The organism is Bradyrhizobium sp. USDA 4369, assembly GCF_054056435.1.
In genome coordinates this window covers 2,242,768-2,261,223 of record NZ_JBSRYH010000001.1, presented here as the reverse complement: position 1 = coordinate 2,261,223, position 18,456 = coordinate 2,242,768, and the positions used below count along the sequence as shown (strand labels likewise).

Genomic DNA, 18,456 nt, shown 5'->3' with positions numbered 1-18,456 from the left:
TGACGATCATAGCTAAGCGAAAGTTAACGGCGCGTGAGCGCGCAACCCTGGCCAAGCAAGCCCCGCGCCAGCGTCGATCAGCTGCGCTTCAGCTGCAGCCGGCCGACCGCGTCCAGGATGAAGCCGCGCGGGAACCAGCGCAGCAGGAACGGCACGATCTTGATGCCGAGGCCGGGCAACACCACGCGCTTGTCGGCCATCAGGCCACGATAGCCGGCCTCGGCGACCGCTTTGGGCGAGACGTTCAGGATCACCGAGTCGACCCCGGGCTTGAAACCGGCGCGGTCCTGGAATTCCGACGGCACCGGGCCAGGGCACAGCACGGTCACCCGGACGCCATGCGGCGCGAGCTCCTTGCGCAGCGCCTCGGTGAAGGAGATCACATAGGCCTTGGAGGCATAATAGACGGCCATGCCCGGTCCCGGCAGGAAGCCGGCCACCGACCCCAGATTGAGGATGCCGCCTTTGTTGCGGATCAACTGGTCGGCAAAGCGCAGCGACAGCTCGGTCAGCGCGCGCACATTGACCGCGATCATGTCGAGCTGCTCGGTCCGCGACAGCTGCACGGCCTTGCCGAACAGGCCGAAGCCGGCATTGTTGACGAGAAATTCGAGCTCCACGCCGGCGGTCGACAAAGCGGCTTCGATGGTGTCGCCCGCATCAGGCGAGGTCAGGTCGCAGGGAATGACCAGCGGCTCCGGGCCACCTTGGGTGACGATCTCGCGGGCCAGCGCCGCCAGGCGGTCTTCGCGCCGGGCTGCCAACGCCAAACGGTGTCCATTGGCGGCAAACACACGGGCCAGCTCGGTCCCGATCCCCGCCGACGCACCTGTTATGAGCGTGACACGTTCACCCACGATCCCAGCTCTTTGATCTGATCAAATTCCAGACAATCTTCGGTCGCGCCGGACGAGAGCATAGGCAGACCGGAACATGCAAGCCGCGCAAAATGCGACGCGGGATCCAATTGCAGCAATAGTTTCGAATTCACATAGGCTTATCGGACCGACTACGGCCAGAAACAAAATTAAAGTTTGTTCATCTCGGGTTCCGCTTCGAGCTCCAAAGCGGGCCTCAGGCCGGATTGGCCGGCCGGCGCGCGGCAACGCGGTGCTTCAGGTCGACACGGTCGCGGGTCGAAATGCCGAGCAGCTCCGAGGCACGCCAGACGACATTGTCCTCGAATTCGGTGACCTTGCCGTCCGCATAGACCAGCTCCCACATCATCTCGACAATGCGCAGCCGGCCGGCTTCATCGACCTCGCGCATGATCACGCTGGTGAAACGATAGAGGTCGACCGCATCGCCCTCGGCCAGCATGGCCTGGGCAATCAGGCGATCGGCGCTGCCGGGGTCGAGCCCGAAACGCAGCTCGATCAGGGTGTGCAGCTTGCGCCGCTCGGCCTCGCTCGGCTCGCCGTCCAGCGAGATGACATGGATCAGCAGCGCGGTCGCGGCAAGCTGATAGCCGTTGTCGTCAAAGGCCGGCGTCTGCTGCGGCGAAACGACGTCGGCGATGAATTGGCGCAGTCCTTCCAGCATGACGTCCTTCGCGGCTGTTGTCCCGGCTACCCCCGAGCCCACATGTTCAATATGCGAATCAAAAGCGGCTCCGGCAATGCGCCGGACTGTCCGGACCGCATGACATTTCGGTAAGCGAACGGCTGGCAAGCGCCAGGGTTGCTCAGCGCGGCGTGATCCTGAACAGCGGCGACCGGTCCGGCTGCGTCGTCACCACCCCGACCGGCATCACCGGGGCCTGGTCGATGAGCTCGATCTTGAACGCGCCGACCAGGCGCGCCAACGCCAGCACGGCTTCGACCAGCGCAAAATGGGCGCCGATACAGACCCGCGCTCCGGCGCCGAACGGCAGATAGGCGAAGCGCTCGGGCGGCGCGGCGCCCGGCAGGAATCGCTCGGGCATGAACGCGTTGGGCGCGCGCCAGAGCTTTTCGTGCCGATGCAGCAGCCAGGGCGAGATCAGCACCACGTCGCCGCGCTTGACCGGAAAGGCCGCGATCCGGTCCGGCCCGCTGGCGGCCCGCGCAATCAGGAAGGCCGGCGGATACAGCCTGAGCGTTTCGTCGATCACGGCGCGGGTGAACGGCAATCGATCCGGATCGCCGAGATCGGCGGCCGCGCCAACCTCCTGCGCCAGCTTGCTCTGGCTGGCTGGATCGAGCGCGATCAGATACAGCGCCCAGAACAACGCCGTTGCAGTGGTCTCGTGGCCGGCGAGGATCATGGTCGCGACCTCGTCGGCGAGCTGCGCATCGGTGAAGGCGGCACCGGTCTCCGGATCGCGGGCCGCGCCCATCAGGTCGAACAGGTCGCGCGGCGGCGCGTCGTCCAGCTTGCCGGCGGCCCGGCGCTCCGCCATCAGCAGGGTGACGAACGCGGTCCAGCGCTTGCGGAAGCGACGGCGGGCGATGTCGCGCGGCGTCGGCCAGGACAGCGGCAGCACGATGTCGAGCAGATGCGGGCTGGCCAGCCGCGCGCCATATTCGAACACGAAGTCGCGCAAGGTCGCGCCGTGGCGGCCCATCTCGAACGAGAACATCGTGCGCCCGGCGATGTCGAGCGTCATGCGCTGCATGATCTCGCGCAGGTCGACCGGCGCGTCGCATTGCTGCTTCAGCCGCGTCACGGTGTCGTCGGTCACCGCGATCATGTGCGGAATCAGCCCCGCCACGGCGCGCGGCGTGAACGCCGGCGCCAGGGTGCGGCGCTGGTGCTTCCAGGCCCTGCCCTCGGCGATGAGCAGGCCTTCGCCGAGCACCGGTCGCAGCACGCGGATGGCACCGTCGGTGCGAACATAGTTCTCCCAATTGTCGACCAGCACATGCTTGATCGTGTCGGGTGTGTTGAGAATGTAGCTCGAGCTGCCGAAGAACCGGCCGCGGACGATCTCGTCCTCATAGGCGCGCTGGCTCCAGGTCGCGATCGCGTTCTCGCCCATCAGCAGCACGCGACGGAACGCGCCCATGCTGTCGGGCGCACGCGGCGGCATCGGAGGAATGAGCGGTGCTCGGGCCTGCGGCAAATAATGGATCTCGGCGGTACTCATGGGCGGCCTCACGGCGCCGGCGACGCGGCAAAGGATCGATCGGCAACATCATCGCCACGGCCTGTGCAGGCGACCGCGGCGAACTGCGGCAGACCCTCAAGCGGCAGACCCTCAAGTCGACGGCGAGAGATCCTGCGAAACAGATCCGTGCCGAGGCGCTTGCGAAGCGAGGAAGAGGGCGCGTCGACGCGCCCTCCAGAGCGTTCGTGTATCATTTGACTCCGGTAACTAATTAGTCAGCTCGATAACCGCAATCCTGCTCTCCGAAGCTGGCCAAAGCCGGGCGGCGATGCGTTCCTCGTTGAACAGTCCGATGACGCTGCGCCCGACGTCGCCCGCGGGCAGCCGCAATGTCGTGGCGGCGTCGGTCGGTACTCCCTTCTGTATGTCGGCAGGTTCCTTGCCGTCGAGCAGCACGATGTCGCGCGGCAGGCCGAAATAGCCCCGCGGCCTCACCATGATGACGATCGCGCCCGCTCCGGCATCGGACTGCCCCAGCGGCCGCGCCGCGCGCAAATGCACGACGTCGGACGAGCGCGGGAACGGCGAGCGGTAGAAATGGGTGATCGGCGCGCCCGGCGAGGTCAGTACGATCTCGATATAGGAGGTCGAATCGATTTCCGCTGGGCCCCAGCGCCCGTCCGCGCCGGTCTGGCCGCGATAGACAGGCTCACCGTTACGCGCCCCGGTCTCGGCGGCGATGCGATAGACCTCCACGCTCGCGCCGGCCACGGGACGGTTCGTCGGTGCGCCGCCCGGCGTTCCCGTGACGAGGCCGCTGATTCGCACCTCTCGCTCGGGCTGGATGGCAATCAGCGCCGGCTCACGGCCGGCGATGAATTTGTAGATCTCGCGGAACGCGCGCGGATGAAACGCCACCTCGCGATGGTCCAGCGCGCCGATCACGAGGTTGGTCGCGCCCATCAGCGCCGGGCCTTCGGCGGTGATCCCGGTGGGAACTCCGGGCTTGCCGAGCAGGCGGCCATCGGGCTGGGCGTATTTGTCGAGCCCGTCGCTGCGCAGGGTCATGAAGGCCGTGCCCGCGGTGACCTCGCTGTCGGCCGCATTGAGGCCGCGCAGGAACGGTCCGCGGCCGTTGAACTCGCTGTTCGGACTGTCCTCCCAATCGAACACGCCGTGATTGGGCGTACCGCACAGCACCGCATGGCTGACATCGGCGCCGCCGCCATTCCTCACGAGGTTGCGAATGGCGTTGCCGCCGCGCGAGCTGCCGACCAGTGCCACCCGCGCGGCGCCGGTCCGTTCCTTCAGCGCCTTGACCGCCTCGGCCAGCTCGCGGCGTTGGTCGTCCGTCGACGAGCGGTTGGGCTGCGCCACCGCATCATCGTTCCGCGCGAGCGGATCGGTGAAATTGAGCGCGGCGAGGCGCGTGCGCTGTACGCCGTTGGATTCCATGCGCCACAGCGTCGTCATCCAGAGCGCTGCATGGTCGCCATTGCCATGGACGAACAACACCGGCGGCATGTCGCCCCCTGTAGGCACGGCCTGCCCCCACGCCGGTAAGGCCAGACCGCCGGTGAGCAGGGGCAGGGTTCCCATGCTCTTGAGAATGGTGCGGCGCGTCAATTTCATCGGCGATCTCCCCGTCGTCTCGTTCATTTTGTGTTCGTTGGCCGTGATCCATGATGCGCCATATGGCGGCACTGGACAGCGGCGGACATTCGCAGGCATCACATCGGTCCGGTCGGAATCAAGCGATAGTTCAATGCGACATCATTCAGAACGGGTGGGCGACGTGGACGGACCTGCATGAATCCGCCGCAGAAACGTGAGCTGTTCGCGGCAGAAGGCATTGCCGCGCCGCTGCGCCACATGGTGTTCCGCCGCATCTGGCTGGCGAGCCTGCTGTCCAATCTCGGACTTTTGATCCAGGCGGTCGGCGCGGCCTGGGCGATGACGCAGATGACGTCGTCGGCCGACAAGGTGGCGCTGGTGCAGACGGCGCTGATGCTGCCGGTGATGTTCATCTCGATGCCGGCCGGCGCCATCGCCGACATGTATGACCGGCGCATCGTGGCGCTGGTCTCGCTGCTCGTAGCGCTCGGCGGCGCCGCCACCCTGACGGCGCTGGCGTGGCTCGGCCTGGTGACGCCGGAGCGCCTGCTGGCGCTGTGTTTCGTGATCGGCAGCGGCATGGCGCTGATGGGGCCGGCCTGGCAATCCTCGGTCAGCGAGCAGGTGCCGCCGGAGACGCTGCCGGCGGCGGTCGCGCTCAACGGCATCAGCTACAACATCGCGCGCAGCTTTGGTCCGGCGATCGGCGGCGTCGTCGTCGCCGCCGCCGGCGCGGTCGCGGCCTTCGCCGCCAACGCGCTGCTGTATCTGCCGCTGCTTGCGGCGCTGCTCCTGTGGCGGCGCGTGGTCGAGCCGAGCCGGTTGCCGCGCGAGCCGCTCAACCGCGCCATCGTCTCGGGCGTTCGCTACATCATCCATTCGCCGTCGATCCGGATCGTGCTGATCCGCACCCTGGTCACCGGCATCATCGGCGGCTCGATCTCGGCGCTGATGCCGCTGGTCGCGCGCGACCTGCTGCATGGCGGCGCGCAGACCTACGGCATCATGCTCGGCGCGTTCGGGATGGGCGCCGTGGTCGGCGCGCTCAACATCGGCGAGATCAGGAAACGGCTGTCGGGCGAGGCGGCCATCCGCACCTGCGCGCTGACCCTCGGCGCGGCGACGGCGGCCGTGGGCCTCAGCGGAGAGCCGGTGCTGACCGCGGCGGCGCTGGTGGTCGCCGGCGCGGTGTGGATGCTCGCGGTGGCGCTGTTCAACATCGGCGTGCAGCTGTCGGCGCCGCGCTGGGTGGCAGGCCGGGCGCTGGCGGCGTTTCAGGCCGCGATCTCCGGCGGGATCGCGATCGGCAGCTGGGGCTGGGGGCACCTGACCGACGCCGCCGGCGTCGAGGTCGCGCTGCTGGTCTCGGGCGCGCTGATGATGGTCTCGCCGCTGCTCGGCCTGTGGCTGCGGATGCCGCCGATCGGCGCTCGGAATGAGGATGGCGAGACCCTGGCGGATCCGGAGGTGCAGCTCGAGCTGACGCCGCGCTCAGGTCCGCTGGTGGTCGAAATCGAGTATCGCGTCGCCGAGGACGATGCGCGCGCGTTCCACGATTTGATGCAGGACGTGCAGCTCAGCCGGCAGCGCAACGGCGCCTATGGCTGGTCGATCGCGCGCGACATCGCCGATCCCGAACTCTGGACCGAGCGCTATCATTGCCCAACCTGGATCGATTATCTGCGCCAGCGCAACCGCGCGACGCGGGCCGAGCGCGAGCTGCATCAGCGTGCGATTGGCTTCCACATCGGCCCGGATCCGGTTCGGATCCGCCGCATGCTGGAGCGGCCGTTCGGCTCGGTGCGGCCCAAGGATGATGTCGATCGGACCGCGGAACAGGCGCCGGCTGTTGCCACTGCGTCGCGCAGCGGCCCGTAGCCGCCATCACGGTCGAGATCCTGGCTCCGGGACCGACCGCGGCACCAGGTAGCAGGCCGGGGAATATCCTCGGCTGCCCAGCTGGATGCTTCTGCTCTTCGTTGCAGCGCATGTGCGGCGCGACGTTTCACCGCGCCTTCGTGTCATATTACTGTCGTGTCGTCATCATCGCGACGTAGCAGGCCGCCGGTAATCGCGTCGGGGACCGTCAGCACTGCACAAGGTGTGCTCCTGCCGTGGCGGATGTTCTCTGAGGAATTCCGATGCGAGGATCGTTGGGCAAGCTGTCGACTTGCTTTCTTGTCTCCGTCATGACGATCGCGCCCGGCGCCGCCGAAATCTTCAAGCCGCCGTTTCCCGGCCACGCCGGCGAAGTTCGCACCAGGACTCCGATCAAGCATCTCGTGGTCATCTTCGGAGAAAACGAATCATTCGACCATTATTTCGGCACCTATCCGCTCGCGACGAATCCTTATGGTGAGCCCGGCTTTCATCCGCTGCCCTACACCCCCCACGTCAATGGCCTGGATTGGGAGCTGATCAACAACAATCCGAACAAGACCAACACCGCCAATGGCGACGGTGCGTCCAACCCCTTCCGGATCGACCGCGCGCAGGCGGTCACGGCCTCGCAGAATCACGACTACACGCCCGAGCAGAAAGCCTTCGATAACGGCAAGATGGACCTGTTCCCAGCGAACACCGGCCGGGCCGGCCGGTTCGGCTCCGGCACGTTCAGCACCACCGCGCTGGTGATGGGCTATTTCGACGGCAACACGGTGACGGCGTTGTGGAACTACGCCCAGCACTTCGCGCTCAATGACAATTCCTACAGCTCCCAGTTCGGTCCTTCGACGGTGGGGGCGCTCAATCTGGTCGCAGGTCAGACCAATGGCGCCGTCCACTACGTCAGCGGCGTGAAGAGTGGCGCAGACAATGATGGTGTCGCCGATGACGGTCAGGGCGGCCTGACGGTGATGGGGGATCCCGATCCCCATCTGGACAAATGCTCGGGCACCGACACGGTCGAGATGCAAGGCAAGAACATCGGCGATCTGCTGAATGCCAAGGGCATTTCCTGGGGCTGGTTCCAGGGTGGCTTCGACCTGACGCTCACCAATGGCGGCAACACCAACTATCCCTATTCACCAGCCACGACGACGGGCTCGGGGACAGGCTGCGCGCGCGCAACGGCATCCAAGACGCTGATCGATGCCGGCGTTGCCCTGCAGAAGGACTACGTGCCGCATCACGCGCCATTCCAATATTATCCGTCGACGCGCAATTCCGCCCACACCCGGCCGAGCGTGCAGCCCAAGCTGTACGGCACCTCGCAGGATACTGGCGCCAACCACCAATATGACACGCATGATTTCTTCGATGCGCTCAAGGCCGGCCACCTGCCGTCGGTGACCTATCTCAAGGCGCCCAAATTCCAGAACGGCCACCCCGGCAACTCCAACCCGCTCGACGAGCAGGTGTTCGTCGTCAGCGTCGTGAACGCGCTGCAGGACAGCGAATTCTGGGAGAGCACCGCCGTCGTCGTTGCCTATGACGATTCCGACGGCTGGTACGACCACGCCCATCACGTGATCAACCCCTCGTTCAACAGCAGCGTGGACGCGCTTGAAGCTACCGGGCAATGCAAGCCGCTTCAGGGCCGGTTTCCGGCGCTTCCCGTCGCATTCGGTGACGAGCATGAGCACACGCCCGGGTTCCAGACGCCGCTGCCGGGCATCAACGGCAAGCCGGTCAACGGCCGCTGCGGCTATGGTCCGCGCCTGCCGCTGCTGGTGATCTCGCCTTGGGCGAAACACAACTTCGTCGATCATGAGCTGACCGACCAGTCCTCCATCCTCCGCTTCATCGAGGACAATTGGCTGGACGGGGAACGGATCGGCCAGGGCTCCTATGACGCCTACGCCGGCTCGCTGCTCGGCATGTTCGACTTCAACCAGCTGCCTTACAAGCGGCTGAAGCTCGACCCCATCACCGGGCTCGTGCAGTAACCGCTCTGAGCGGGGACGGCGTGAGCCGTCCCCGCTTGCTCCGGACATGCTATCGTTTCGTCCTCTCCGATCCTTCGCATGATGCGTTCCCACGAACTCACAACGGCCGTGCGTCCGGTCGCCGGCCTGCCCAAGGCACTTGCCATGATCGCGGCGCTGCTGCTTCCGTCAGCGGTGCTTCTTTGTGACGGCACGCTGCATCAAGCTCCGGCCGCCGCGCCCGAGGGCACGGCCACCTCCGAAGGGACGGCAGTTCTGCCGGGCGATGCGTCGGCCACGCGCAGCGGCGTTCCCGACCTGTCGATGCTGGCGCGGTTAGGCCGCCAGATGTTCTTCGATCCTTCGCTGTCCGCGTCAGGCAAGCTCGCCTGCGCGTCCTGCCATGATCCGTCACATGCCTACGCGCCCGCGAATGCGCTCGCGGTCCAACGCGGCGGCCCCGACGGGACCAGGGCCGGCGCCCGGGCGGTGCCGTCGCTCACCTATCACGAGCGCACGCTGTTGTTCCGGATCGGCCCCGATCCCGACATTCCCGACGATGACGAGAAGCCGCAGGCGATCGTAGCGCCTGCCGACGATATCAAGGTTGCCGCCGTTGCCAAGGCAGCCGCCGCAGCTGCGGACGCCAAGGTTCCGCGTGGCGGCCTCGATTGGGATGGCCGCGCCGACAGCTTCCAGTCGCAGGCACTGGGGCCCTTGCTCGACCCGAACGAGATGAACAATCATGACGTCGCCGAGCTGCTCGCACGGCTTGAGCGCGCGCCCTATGCTGATGACATGAGGCAGCTGTTCGGCCCGATGATCTTCAGCACGCCCGGCCTGGCGCTCGACGAAGCGCTGTTTGCGCTTGCCCGCTATCAGCTGGAGGAGCGCAGCTTCCATCCCTATGACAGCAAATACGATGCATTTCTTGCCGGAAAGGCAAAGCTGAGCGAGGCCGAGACGCGTGGCCTGAAGCTGTTCGAAGATCCAAACAAGGGCAATTGTGCGTCGTGCCACCCCAGCAAGCCATCGGCCGATGGCCGGCTGCCGCCGGCATTCACCGACTACGAATTCGAGGCGCTCGGCGCGCCACGCAACATGGATATTCCGGCCAACAGCGACCCTCATTACTATGATCTCGGCCTGTGCGGTCCCTTCCGTACGGACTTTGCCGCTGCGGGTCCGTATTGCGGCCTGTTCAAGACGCCGAGCCTGCGCAACGTGGCGACGCGCAAAGTATTCTTCCACAATGGCGTGTTTCATTCGCTCGACGAGGTCATGCACTTCTATGTCGAGCGTGAGACCAATCCGGGCAAATGGTACCCGAAGCTGGCGACCGGAGAGATCGATCGCTACAACGATCTTCCTTCAAAGTATAAGCCGAACGTCGATGTCGCCGATGCGCCGTTCGACCGCAAGCAGGGCGACGCGCCTGCGCTCGACGATGCCGAGATCGCCGACGTGATCGCTTTTCTGCAGACGCTGACGGACGGCTATCGCCCCGGGCAGGACGAGCCGCGGAATTCTGCCGACGCCGCCAAGTGAGCCGACGCCACACGGTGCGCCAGCTTCGGGGGGGCCCCGGAGCACGCAGCGTCAGCGGGCCATGTTAATTTCGGCGCACCTCAGCGCGGCCAACCAGGTAGCTGCGACTTTTATTGCCCGTGTTCGGTCAGCACCTTGTCGCAGGCCTTCGACAGCTTGGCGCGATGCTCCTTGAGACAGGCCAGGACGGCCTGATCGCCATTGTTCATCACCGCGCGGCAGTGCCGCGACACGTCGCGCGCGCAGGCGTCCTGGTTGGCCTGCTGCTGGGCTGACCCTGCCGACACCGCCAGCATGAGCAGAATGACAACCATTATTATTCGCATGACAGACGCCTCTCTCCCGGCATTGAAGCTTGGCGGCGCTTTTAGTGGTCACAACCGGCCGTCGCAAGCGTTGCGGTCGCAGCCATGGCGCGCAGGCTGGAGCCGCAAGCGGGCGTTCAATTCGCGTCGCTGACCTCGGCGATTTTGCCGCTGCGCTTGGCGACCTCCTTGTCGAGTACGGCGCGGCAGCCGGAGCTCAGCGACGACCGGTTCTTGATCATGCAAGCGGTGACCGCCGGAATGTTCGGGATCTCGCTGCTGCAGAGGCGGAACGCATCTCCGGTGCACATCTGCTGCGCCTCGGCGCTGAAGGCGAAGCTCGTGCTGGACGTGACGGCCGAGATGGCGGCGACGCCGACGGCGGTCAGAACGGTCGTGCGCAGGAGATTGAAGGACTTCGTCATGGCTGGCTCCCATTGGCTCGGCGTGATTGCGAGCCCCGTGTTCGATGCGTCCATCATGGCCCGATCGCTCTCTAGCAACCGTGACGCGGGTCACGCCAGATCAGGCCCATCAACCCCGGTCCGCGCGTCGAGCAGAGCAATCGCCGCGACGACGTGTCGCTCCGGTGAAGTCCTGATGCGGCGCGGAGGGCGCGGGAAAACCGCGACCGTCCCGGCGGCGTTGGCACCCCGTTAAGGATTCGTTGGCATTAATGGAAGCTAATGGAATGGGACGAATACCGTCGTATCCGTCCCTCGCGTATCTCGCGTTTTCGGGAAAAGTAACCATGCGTAATGCGTTAGGCTTGCTGTTGGCCACCGTCGTCGCGGCGTTGGCGATCACCGGTGTGTGGTATTGGCTGTCGAAGCCGAACCCCGCCAACGCCGCCGCGCAGAGCGCAGCGGCGAAGCCGTCTGAGTCCGCGCCGCCGCCCGCCCGCGTCCCCGCCAAGGCCAGCAAGGACGCGCCCAAGGACGATATCGAGATCACCGGGACCCTGCCGTCCAAGACCGCCGCAGCATCCTCCGCGCTGGCGTTGCCGAAGTCGACCTGCGCCAATCCGGACGCGCTCGGCATCTCGCGCACGGTCGTGGTCGACACCACCGGCGGCCCCGGCTTCGGTCTCGACCATTTCAAGCAGTTCGACTTTCTCGCCGACCGTGAGGTGGTGCTGACCTTCGACGATGGCCCGTGGCCCGTGAACACCCCGGCCGTTCTGAAGGCGCTCGCCGACGAATGCACCACCGGAATCTTCTTCTCGATCGGCAAGCACGCGACCTATCACCCGGAGATCCTGCGCCAGGTGCTGGCGGCCGGCCACACCGTCGGGGTGCATACCTGGTCGCACGCCAATCTGAACGGCAAGAAGATGACCGACGAGGCGGCCAAGGAAGAGCTGGAGAAGGGGTTCAGCGCGGTGAAATTTGCGCTCGGCACCAACCCGGCGCCATTCTTCCGCTTCCCGCAACTGCAGCACCGGCCGTCGGCCGTCGCCTATCTCGGCAGCCGCAACGTCGCGATGTTCTCCTGTGACGTCGACAGTTTCGACTTCCGCTCCAAGGATCCCGACCAGGTCGTGAATACGGTGATGACCGGGCTCGACAAGAAGGGCAAGGGCATCATCCTGATGCACGACTTCCAGAAAAACACCGCGCTCGCGCTGCCGACTTTGCTGCGGCGTCTCAAGGCCGGCGGCTACAAGGTGGTCGCGATGAAGGCGAAGGGCACGCTGGACACGCTGCCGGAATATGACGCGATGGTCGGCCAGGACCCGAAGCTGCCGACCACGATGACCAATGCGCGGCCGATCTCGAGCGTGATCCAGACCGTCTCGCAGTGATGCCGCTGGGACAAAGCTGACGTGCCAAGGCCGGGCGTTCGCCCGGCCTTTTCGTTGCGCGTCGTTGGCTTCGTGGCCGCCTGCAGTCTTGCGCTCACCAATAGATGCCGTGGCGATGCAGCTCGCGAATGATCCGCGCTTCGGTCCAGCTCTTGCCGCGCGGCTTGCCGGCCCGTGCTGATCTTGCTGCAGACGTCGAGCGCCGCGATGAGTTCTGCACCGAGCCGGTCGGATCTGGCGTCGGTGCCGCGGCGGCCGCGGGCTGCGTGGCCGGCGTTGAATTGGAGACAGGTGCTGCAGCTGCCGGGGCCGGTTGTACGGGCTGTGTCGCTGGCTGGCCGGCGGCGACAGCCGGCGCCGGTGTGATCGTGACCTCGCCGGCCTGCTGGACATAGGCCGGGCGCGGCGCAGGTGCGGCGGTGTCGCCCGGTGACAGTGACAGGCTGCGCGTCCCGCCGGCCTGGGCGGTCGTGGCGGATGCCAGCACCATGGCGCCGATCAGCATCATCTTGGTCATCGTCAAAGCTCCCCTCGTTGATGGCAAAGCAATAGGCCGCTGCCGCGTCCTGCGATGTGAGGGCAGTCACGCGCGGTGATGACCAGGCCCGGCAAGGGCACGCGGTTAGGCGCAGCGGATCGTTCTTTCTGAGAACCTTTTCGCAGCCGCCGCGACTTCCCTGCAGGGACGAGGTGCTCCGGCGGCGAGCAGGCACACACACGACAAATGGCATCGATTGCAGCGGCCCGCGGAGCGGCCGTGCTGCAATTCTGCTCGCTTTGCTGGCTACCTTGTTACCGTCACCCGGAGCTGTTCACGAGCCTCCGGACGACCCACGGTTGAGGTATGATTGTATGCACATGTACTATTCGTTGGTGCGATTCAGAAACTTCTCCGAATCCGATAGTGAAACCTGTCGATTCGGGGGAAGGGTGGGCGCATGCGCCGCTTCGTGATGGCACTTTCGCTGGCGGTCGCCGCGCTACTCCCGGCGACCGGGCGGGTCTGGGCGCAGTCCGGTGAAAACGACGTGGAGGAGATCTTTGTCGCTCGGACCGTGCGCCATGGTCGCGTGGTGCCGTCGGACTTCTGTGCGCCGACAAAGACGGGGTTTGCGCCAGCGCTGGAGGATCAGCTCACGATCCACGCGGTGACGGTCCGGCCGTCGGATGGGCGCATGACCGACACCGGTGAGAAGAGCATCGGCGAGTTGCGGGTGTGTATCGGCCAGGCGATGGATCCGACATTGCTCGGCACCTATACCGAAGGTCAGCTGAACGGAATTGCCTTCAACGGCGTCGGCGATTGCCGGCTGGTGCGCGGCAATCAGCCCGAGGAAGGGCTGCTCACGCACCGCTGTTTCCTGGCGTTGTCCGGATTGCCCGAGCCCTATGTCGGCGGCTTCCTGATCTCCAGTTCGCTGTATTCGAGGACCCCGTTCGGCCCCGAGAGCTCGCCGCCGGGCTATGCCCAGGCCGGCATCGTGATCATCCGGTTGTGGCGGAAGCGGCTGCCCTGAAGCCGCCGCTCCGCGCCGCCGTCCCGCACGAGGTCAGGCCGGCGAGAAGGTCTGTACGAAGGCGCGCACCGTCGCCGCCACCTTGTCCTCCGAGACATGCCAGGCAGCGCCGTCATCGGCGGCGAAGAAGCTCGAGGCGTTGGAGCCGCCCCAGCGGAACACCTCGAAGGACGGCCAGTACCAGATGTCCTGGAGGTTCGAATTGTTGACGACCTCGTGCGCCACCAGCCGCATCGTGCTCTTCGACAGGCAGTCGGCCTGCACCACAGATTCATATTCGAACGAGGTCAGCAGCGGCACGGGGGACACCGTGACGATGACCTTGATGCCCGGCCGGATGCTGCGGATGAAGTCGATCAGATAGAGCACGTTGTCGACATTTTCCTGCACGCTGGCGGTGCGGAACTTGTACTTCTCGGCCAGCGCGCGGGAGTTCAGCGCGGTGGGGCGGGGCAGCACGAAGGCGCCGGTCTCGCGGTCGAAGAACGCGGCGGCAACGCCGAGCGTCAGGATGAAGACGTCGGCCTGTTTGATGACCGCGAGCGTGTTCTCCTTGCTCGACCCCGGCGGCAGCAGCTCGACGATGCGCTCCTGGATCTCCGGATCAATCTTGGCGTCGCGCAGCCAGTCGACGAACACGCGGTTGGCGAATGTCGTGTTGATATATTCCGAGATCTCCATGTGGTGACTGGAATAGCCGCTGTCGTTGAGGCTCTTGGACAGATTGCGCGCGAAGCACGAGCCCATGGTGAAGAAGCGCGTGCTCTTGTCGAGGAATTTGGGCGCGGCCGCCAGGTTCACCGCAATGTGGCTGGTGATCAGCGTCTGCAGATCGCCGAGGAAATCCTTGGTTTCCGGATAACGTCCGACCTTGGCGCGGGCCTTGACGTCCTTGGCCTTGCCCTTCTTGGCGTTCGAACGCGCGAGCTCCAGCGTCTCGCGGTTGATCGGGTTGTCGTAGGCCGGATTGAGCTGAATGGCCTTTTCGAGCGCGGCCACCGCCTCCTCGAACTCGTTGCCCTGGGTCAGGATCTCGCTGAGCGAGAAGTAATCGGCGGCCTGGTTGGAGGCGCGCGCGAGCTTGCGGAACAGCTCCATCGAGCGCGTGAACGGTCCGACATGGCTGCAGCGCACCGCGGCGCTGCGGATCAGGTGCAGATTGCCTTCGCTCGGATCGTTGAAGATCTCCGGATGCTCGTCGAGGATCGCGAGCATCATGTCGCGCGCCTCAGCGCGCTTCTTGTGCGAGCCGTCGTCGATCAGCTGCGCATAGATGAAGCGGGCATTGATGTCCTTGGGGTCGAGCTCAAGCAGCTTCTGGAACGCGAGCTGCGCGCTGACGAAGTCCTTGTCCTCGATATATTTGTAGGCGAGCGTCCGGATCTGGCCGACGATGGATTGGAACTGGGTATGATTGTCGAGGGCAGTGCTCATGTCGAGGATCGCCTTTGTCTCTCGTTGCGTGTCGGCGGTCGATCCCGCCCTGCGCCGGCCCCGGCCGCGCATTGCCGTGTGTCGTGTGACCGAATCGTCACGCGCGCGGGCGTCGCGACCGTGACCTCTGGATACTCATCGCCACCGGCTCAGCCGTTGGCGCACACCGAGCGCAACCGACATTCGCGAGACTCGAACGCGTCGGGACGCGCCGAATCACCACCTGCTGCCAGTGCGGGAAACCCGGCCCGCGGCTCGCGCAGGACGATGGCGCGATTTGGGTTAAGCAATTCTTAACCGGCGGCGGGCCGAGAGGGGGAGCGGGAAGCTGGTGCGCAAGAGGGCGTCTCACTATGGGCGCATCCTGTTGAAGCAAATCACGAATTTTTGCGCGATTCTAGACGAAGGCCAACGGAAAGGCCAACATGTCTCGCGGCCTTGGGCGAACGATCGCGAACGCCGGAGAGGATCACGCTCGTGCGCCTAGCCGCCTTTCGTCAAGCTAACACCTGTTTGCTTCTGGTCGACTCTGAGATGGGAAAGTCCGTGATAGGCCGCGACCGGACATTTATGCAGCTGTCGTCAGTGGCCGAGCGCTACCATTAGGCGGCGCGGACGGTGTTGAGGAAGCGATCGACCTCGAGCTTCAGCCGGTTGCTGTCGCCGGACAGCATCTGCGCCGCGGACAGCACCTGGGACGACGCCGTACCGGTCTCGCTCGCGCCACGCTGCACCTCGGCAATGTTCGACGACACCTGCTGGGTGCCGATCGAGGCCTGCTGGATGTTGCGGGAGATTTCCTGGGTCGCGGCGCCCTGCTCCTCGACCGCCGCCGCGATCGCCGACGAGATCTCCGAGAGTTTCTCGATGGTGCCGGAGATTTCCCTGATGGCGCCGACAGACTCCTGCGTCGCCGCCTGGATGCTGCCGATCTGCTGGCCGATCTCCCCGGTCGCCTTGGCAGTTTGCTCGGCCAAAGCCTTGACCTCGGATGCGACCACCGCAAAGCCGCGGCCGGCCTCGCCGGCCCGCGCCGCCTCGATGGTTGCGTTGAGCGCAAGCAGGTTGGTCTGGCCGGCGATGGTGTTGATTAGTTCGACGACGTCGCCGATGCGAGTCGCGGCCTTCGACAGTTCGCCGACGCGCTCGTTGGTGCGACGCGCCTGATCGACGGCATCGCTCGCCATGCGCGCGGACTCCTGCACCTGGCGGCTGATCTCGGTGACCGACGAGGACATTTCCTCGGTCGCCGAAGCCACCGACTGCACGTTCGTCGAAGCTTCCTCGGAAGCGGCGGCGACCGTGGTCGCCAGCGTCTGCGAGCGCGCGGCGGTCGAACTCAGAGACGTGGCCGACGCCTCCAATTCGGTCGAGGCGTGCGACACGGTGCCGACGATCTGCCCGACCGCCTGCTCGAAGCTGTCGGCCATCTGGCGCATCTCGGCGCGGCGCTTCTCGGCCATCAGCTTGTCCATCGCAATCTTGGTCTCGGCCTCCTGCTGAGCCTTTTCCGCCAGCATCACTTTGATGCCATTGACGGCCTGCGCCGTCTCACCGATCTCGTCGCCGCGTCCGTCGCCGGTGATCGCGACATCCTCGCCCTTCGCCATTCGCTGCAGCACCGCGACCAGCGCGCGCATCGGCCGCGCAATGCCGTACTGGCCGATGACGAAGCCGAGCGTCAGACCGAGCGCGATGCCGACGACGGCGATGGTGATCATCTTGCGCGATGTCGACTCGTACTGCTCCTCTGCTTCTTTCGCGAGGTTCTCAACGCGGGTGTTCAGCCGGTCGGCGACGTCCTTGATCTTGGCCTGGAGCTTTTCGGCTTTGGCGCGGCTCTTCATAGCGGCATCGCGCATGCGCTCAGTCTGCTCGCTCAGTTGCACGTCCTTGGCGGCTGCAATGACGCGGAAGGTCTCCTCCATGCCCGTGATGTAGTCGTCGTAGGCGGTGCGAACATCCGGAATCATCGCGCGCGCCTGGTTGTCGAGGGTCTTGGAGACTTCCTCCATTCGCTCCGTGAACAGCCTTCGCTGCTCATCGATCACCTTGAGCGCGGCGTCGCGATTGTCGGCCCGCGGGTCGAGCGCGGCGCGGAATTCCGCGCGGTTCAATGCGATGACGTTCTGATTGGCGCGCGCGGCTTGCAGGGCCCGGTTGGCGGCCAACGCCATCTTGCTCGCATCGTCTGCGACGACGTGCAGCGCGCCGATCGCAAACCAGCTGATGGTACCGGCGACGGCGGCCATCAGCAGCACGATGGCGAGAATCTTGGTGAGCACGCGAAAGCGGGACAGCAGCGACATCGATCACCTCGTCTGATGCCAGCGACGAGCAATAGAGGCCGAGCGCGCGCTGCGCGTCTCCTCACTGGCGGTGTGGAACCCGCGCAGCTTGCGCGGTTCCATCGCAACTTTTATTAATTTTGTAGCCCGTATTGCTCCGGTCGTGACATTCAGGGAGGCGAGGAGGAAAGTTAGCGGTTTCGTGGTAACTCAGTCGCGGGATGCGCTGACGTTGGCGACGCAAACCGTCAAGGTCGGAATCGGGTCAGAAGCGGATGCTCGAGTCTCGATGCAAACCTCGCAGGGGCATGGATCATCCCGGTTACTGAAGTCCTTCGAACCGTGGTCGTGCCCTTCGTGCTGACCAGCGGCCGAAGTGCGGCTGATCTCCCCGCGGAGCCACGCTTGCTTCCCCCTTGCGGCCCAAAGCGCAAGCGGTTGGTCGCCCTGATCGCTGTTGACCCTGCCGACGATCCAAAGCAGAGCCCCGAGGATCGTGGCGCGGTCGTCGCCGGTTAAGATCGACAATGCCGGCTTTGACGACGAGCCCACCGAGTTCGATAAGATGCCGCGTGCGCTTGCGGCGTTCGACCTGCCATTTGCGCATGTCATGTCGCGCCCTTGCGGTTTGGCCCCGGTTGCGTTGCCGCTTGGTTGCGCAGGAGGGCTTTGCATGTTGCGGTCAGCTGCTTGCCCATTTCGCCGCGCCGTCCTTGAAAAAAGGCGGCGCCGCGCCTGGCCCAAGCCTCCCTCTTTCCGGTCTCTTTTGTCTCGGCCAGCATGATAAGCGCGCCAGCCAGTCCACCGGCGCTGAGCGTGTCAGCCCCGGTGGCGATCACCAACTCGCCGAGCTGTCGCACATTGCGATTTTTCAGTCCGCGCGCCTTGTCTTCGAGAGCCTTCAGGTCCGCATCAAAGTCTCGTGGTTTGCGCATCACAGTCTCCATGGGTGTTAATGGAGAAATGATAGCTGCGGGACCGGCGTAAGGCTGTAAGGTCGTCAGGACGGCCTGGGACTTCGTAGTCCCTCCCGAGATTTTTTCGAGGGAGGG

15 protein-coding genes and 1 pseudogene are annotated in these 18,456 nt (G+C 65.3%); 5 read left to right on the top strand and 11 right to left on the bottom strand.

Translation table 11 applies throughout. The features are described from left to right. Nucleotides 1–77 precede the first annotated feature (77 nt). The 4 genes from ACVIJ6_RS10210 to ACVIJ6_RS10195 form a co-directional block, all read right to left on the bottom strand. Nucleotides 78–857, bottom strand: a complete 780-nt coding sequence (locus ACVIJ6_RS10210; RefSeq protein ID WP_456772613.1) for an SDR family NAD(P)-dependent oxidoreductase — start codon at nt 855–857, stop codon at nt 78–80. Between the two features lie 217 nt (nt 858–1,074). Next, nucleotides 1,075–1,542, bottom strand: coding sequence for a tellurite resistance TerB family protein (locus ACVIJ6_RS10205; RefSeq protein WP_250172525.1), 468 nt, complete (start codon nt 1,540–1,542; stop codon nt 1,075–1,077). A 142-nt stretch (nt 1,543–1,684) separates the two neighbouring features. Further along, the gene (locus tag ACVIJ6_RS10200) at nt 1,685–3,067 is read right to left on the bottom strand and encodes a cytochrome P450 (protein ID WP_456772612.1); all 1,383 of its coding nucleotides are present in this window, start codon (nt 3,065–3,067) and stop codon (nt 1,685–1,687) included. Between the two features lie 228 nt (nt 3,068–3,295). Beyond that, the gene (locus ACVIJ6_RS10195) at nt 3,296–4,660 is read right to left on the bottom strand and encodes a hydrolase (protein ID WP_456772611.1); all 1,365 of its coding nucleotides are present in this window, start codon (nt 4,658–4,660) and stop codon (nt 3,296–3,298) included. Nucleotides 4,661–4,837: 177 nt separating this feature from the next. Here ACVIJ6_RS10195 and ACVIJ6_RS10190 point away from each other — a divergent pair, with 177 nt between their 5' ends. The 3 genes from ACVIJ6_RS10190 to ACVIJ6_RS10180 all read left to right on the top strand — a co-directional run bounded on the left by ACVIJ6_RS10190 (nt 4,838) and on the right by ACVIJ6_RS10180 (nt 10,056). Next, nucleotides 4,838–6,520, top strand: a complete 1,683-nt coding sequence (locus ACVIJ6_RS10190) for an MFS transporter (RefSeq protein ID WP_456772610.1) — start codon at nt 4,838–4,840, stop codon at nt 6,518–6,520. A gap of 263 nt (nt 6,521–6,783) precedes the next feature. Beyond that, entirely contained in the window at nt 6,784–8,529 is a 1,746-nt protein-coding gene (locus ACVIJ6_RS10185; protein WP_456772609.1) for a phospholipase C, read from the top strand. Nucleotides 8,530–8,607: 78 nt separating this feature from the next. Continuing rightward, the gene (locus ACVIJ6_RS10180) at nt 8,608–10,056 is read left to right on the top strand and encodes a cytochrome-c peroxidase (protein WP_456772608.1); all 1,449 of its coding nucleotides are present in this window, start codon (nt 8,608–8,610) and stop codon (nt 10,054–10,056) included. Between the two features lie 110 nt (nt 10,057–10,166). Here ACVIJ6_RS10180 and ACVIJ6_RS10175 read toward each other — a convergent pair whose 3' ends face one another. Together ACVIJ6_RS10175 and ACVIJ6_RS10170 are read right to left on the bottom strand one after the other, a co-directional pair. Then, nucleotides 10,167–10,370: a hypothetical protein gene (locus ACVIJ6_RS10175; RefSeq protein ID WP_456772607.1), complete on the bottom strand. Its 204-nt coding sequence runs from the start codon at nt 10,368–10,370 to the stop codon at nt 10,167–10,169. 128 nt (nt 10,371–10,498) lie between these two features. Continuing rightward, complete coding sequence (locus tag ACVIJ6_RS10170) at nt 10,499–10,786, bottom strand: hypothetical protein (protein WP_456772606.1); 288 nt, start codon at nt 10,784–10,786, stop codon at nt 10,499–10,501. A 326-nt stretch (nt 10,787–11,112) separates the two neighbouring features. On the opposite strand from ACVIJ6_RS10170, the gene ACVIJ6_RS10165 reads away from it, so the two are divergent. Further along, the gene (locus ACVIJ6_RS10165; RefSeq protein WP_456772605.1) at nt 11,113–12,165 is read left to right on the top strand and encodes a polysaccharide deacetylase family protein; all 1,053 of its coding nucleotides are present in this window, start codon (nt 11,113–11,115) and stop codon (nt 12,163–12,165) included. A 94-nt stretch (nt 12,166–12,259) separates the two neighbouring features. Here ACVIJ6_RS10165 and ACVIJ6_RS10160 read toward each other — a convergent pair whose 3' ends face one another. After that, a complete protein-coding gene (locus ACVIJ6_RS10160; protein WP_456772604.1) occupies nt 12,260–12,682 on the bottom strand; it encodes a hypothetical protein in 423 nt (140 codons plus the stop codon). 436 nt (nt 12,683–13,118) lie between these two features. On the opposite strand from ACVIJ6_RS10160, the gene ACVIJ6_RS10155 reads away from it, so the two are divergent. Beyond that, entirely contained in the window at nt 13,119–13,682 is a 564-nt protein-coding gene (locus ACVIJ6_RS10155; RefSeq protein WP_456776953.1) for a hypothetical protein, read from the top strand. A gap of 33 nt (nt 13,683–13,715) precedes the next feature. On the opposite strand, the gene ACVIJ6_RS10150 is transcribed toward ACVIJ6_RS10155, so the two are convergent. From ACVIJ6_RS10150 to ACVIJ6_RS10135, 4 genes and pseudogenes are all read right to left on the bottom strand, one after another. Next, on the bottom strand, nt 13,716–15,116 hold the full coding sequence (locus ACVIJ6_RS10150) for a GSCFA domain-containing protein (RefSeq protein ID WP_456772603.1): 1,401 nt from the start codon (nt 15,114–15,116) through the stop codon (nt 13,716–13,718). Between the two features lie 602 nt (nt 15,117–15,718). Next, complete coding sequence (locus ACVIJ6_RS10145; protein WP_456772602.1) at nt 15,719–17,425, bottom strand: methyl-accepting chemotaxis protein; 1,707 nt, start codon at nt 17,423–17,425, stop codon at nt 15,719–15,721. 378 nt (nt 17,426–17,803) lie between these two features. Next, nucleotides 17,804–18,011 (bottom strand): annotated as a pseudogene (locus ACVIJ6_RS10140) (conjugal transfer protein TraD); the annotation flags it as partial. 1 nt (nt 18,012) lies between these two features. Next, nucleotides 18,013–18,339 carry a conjugal transfer protein TraD gene (locus tag ACVIJ6_RS10135; RefSeq protein ID WP_456772601.1) on the bottom strand — a complete coding sequence of 109 codons (327 nt, stop codon included), beginning with the start codon at nt 18,337–18,339 and terminating at the stop codon, nt 18,013–18,015. Between the last annotated feature and the right edge of the window lie 117 nt (nt 18,340–18,456).

Bases quoted from the DNA above. Each gene is read 5' to 3' on its own strand.
- ACVIJ6_RS10205 (WP_250172525.1), bottom strand. From the start codon at position 1,542: ATGCTGGAAGGACTGCGCCAATTCATCGCCGACGTCGTTTCGCCGCAG.
- ACVIJ6_RS10200 (WP_456772612.1), bottom strand. From the start codon at position 3,067: ATGAGTACCGCCGAGATCCATTATTTGCCGCAGGCCCGAGCACCGCTC.
- ACVIJ6_RS10195 (WP_456772611.1), bottom strand. From the start codon at position 4,660: ATGAAATTGACGCGCCGCACCATTCTCAAGAGCATGGGAACCCTGCCC.
- ACVIJ6_RS10190 (WP_456772610.1), top strand. From the start codon at position 4,838: ATGAATCCGCCGCAGAAACGTGAGCTGTTCGCGGCAGAAGGCATTGCC.
- ACVIJ6_RS10185 (WP_456772609.1), top strand. From the start codon at position 6,784: ATGCGAGGATCGTTGGGCAAGCTGTCGACTTGCTTTCTTGTCTCCGTC.
- ACVIJ6_RS10180 (WP_456772608.1), top strand. From the start codon at position 8,608: ATGATGCGTTCCCACGAACTCACAACGGCCGTGCGTCCGGTCGCCGGC.
- ACVIJ6_RS10175 (WP_456772607.1), bottom strand. From the start codon at position 10,370: ATGGTTGTCATTCTGCTCATGCTGGCGGTGTCGGCAGGGTCAGCCCAG.
- ACVIJ6_RS10170 (WP_456772606.1), bottom strand. From the start codon at position 10,786: ATGACGAAGTCCTTCAATCTCCTGCGCACGACCGTTCTGACCGCCGTC.
- ACVIJ6_RS10165 (WP_456772605.1), top strand. From the start codon at position 11,113: ATGCGTAATGCGTTAGGCTTGCTGTTGGCCACCGTCGTCGCGGCGTTG.
- ACVIJ6_RS10160 (WP_456772604.1), bottom strand. From the start codon at position 12,682: ATGACCAAGATGATGCTGATCGGCGCCATGGTGCTGGCATCCGCCACG.
- ACVIJ6_RS10155 (WP_456776953.1), top strand. From the start codon at position 13,119: ATGGCACTTTCGCTGGCGGTCGCCGCGCTACTCCCGGCGACCGGGCGG.
- ACVIJ6_RS10150 (WP_456772603.1), bottom strand. From the start codon at position 15,116: ATGAGCACTGCCCTCGACAATCATACCCAGTTCCAATCCATCGTCGGC.
- ACVIJ6_RS10145 (WP_456772602.1), bottom strand. From the start codon at position 17,425: ATGTCGCTGCTGTCCCGCTTTCGCGTGCTCACCAAGATTCTCGCCATC.
- ACVIJ6_RS10135 (WP_456772601.1), bottom strand. From the start codon at position 18,339: ATGCGCAAACCACGAGACTTTGATGCGGACCTGAAGGCTCTCGAAGAC.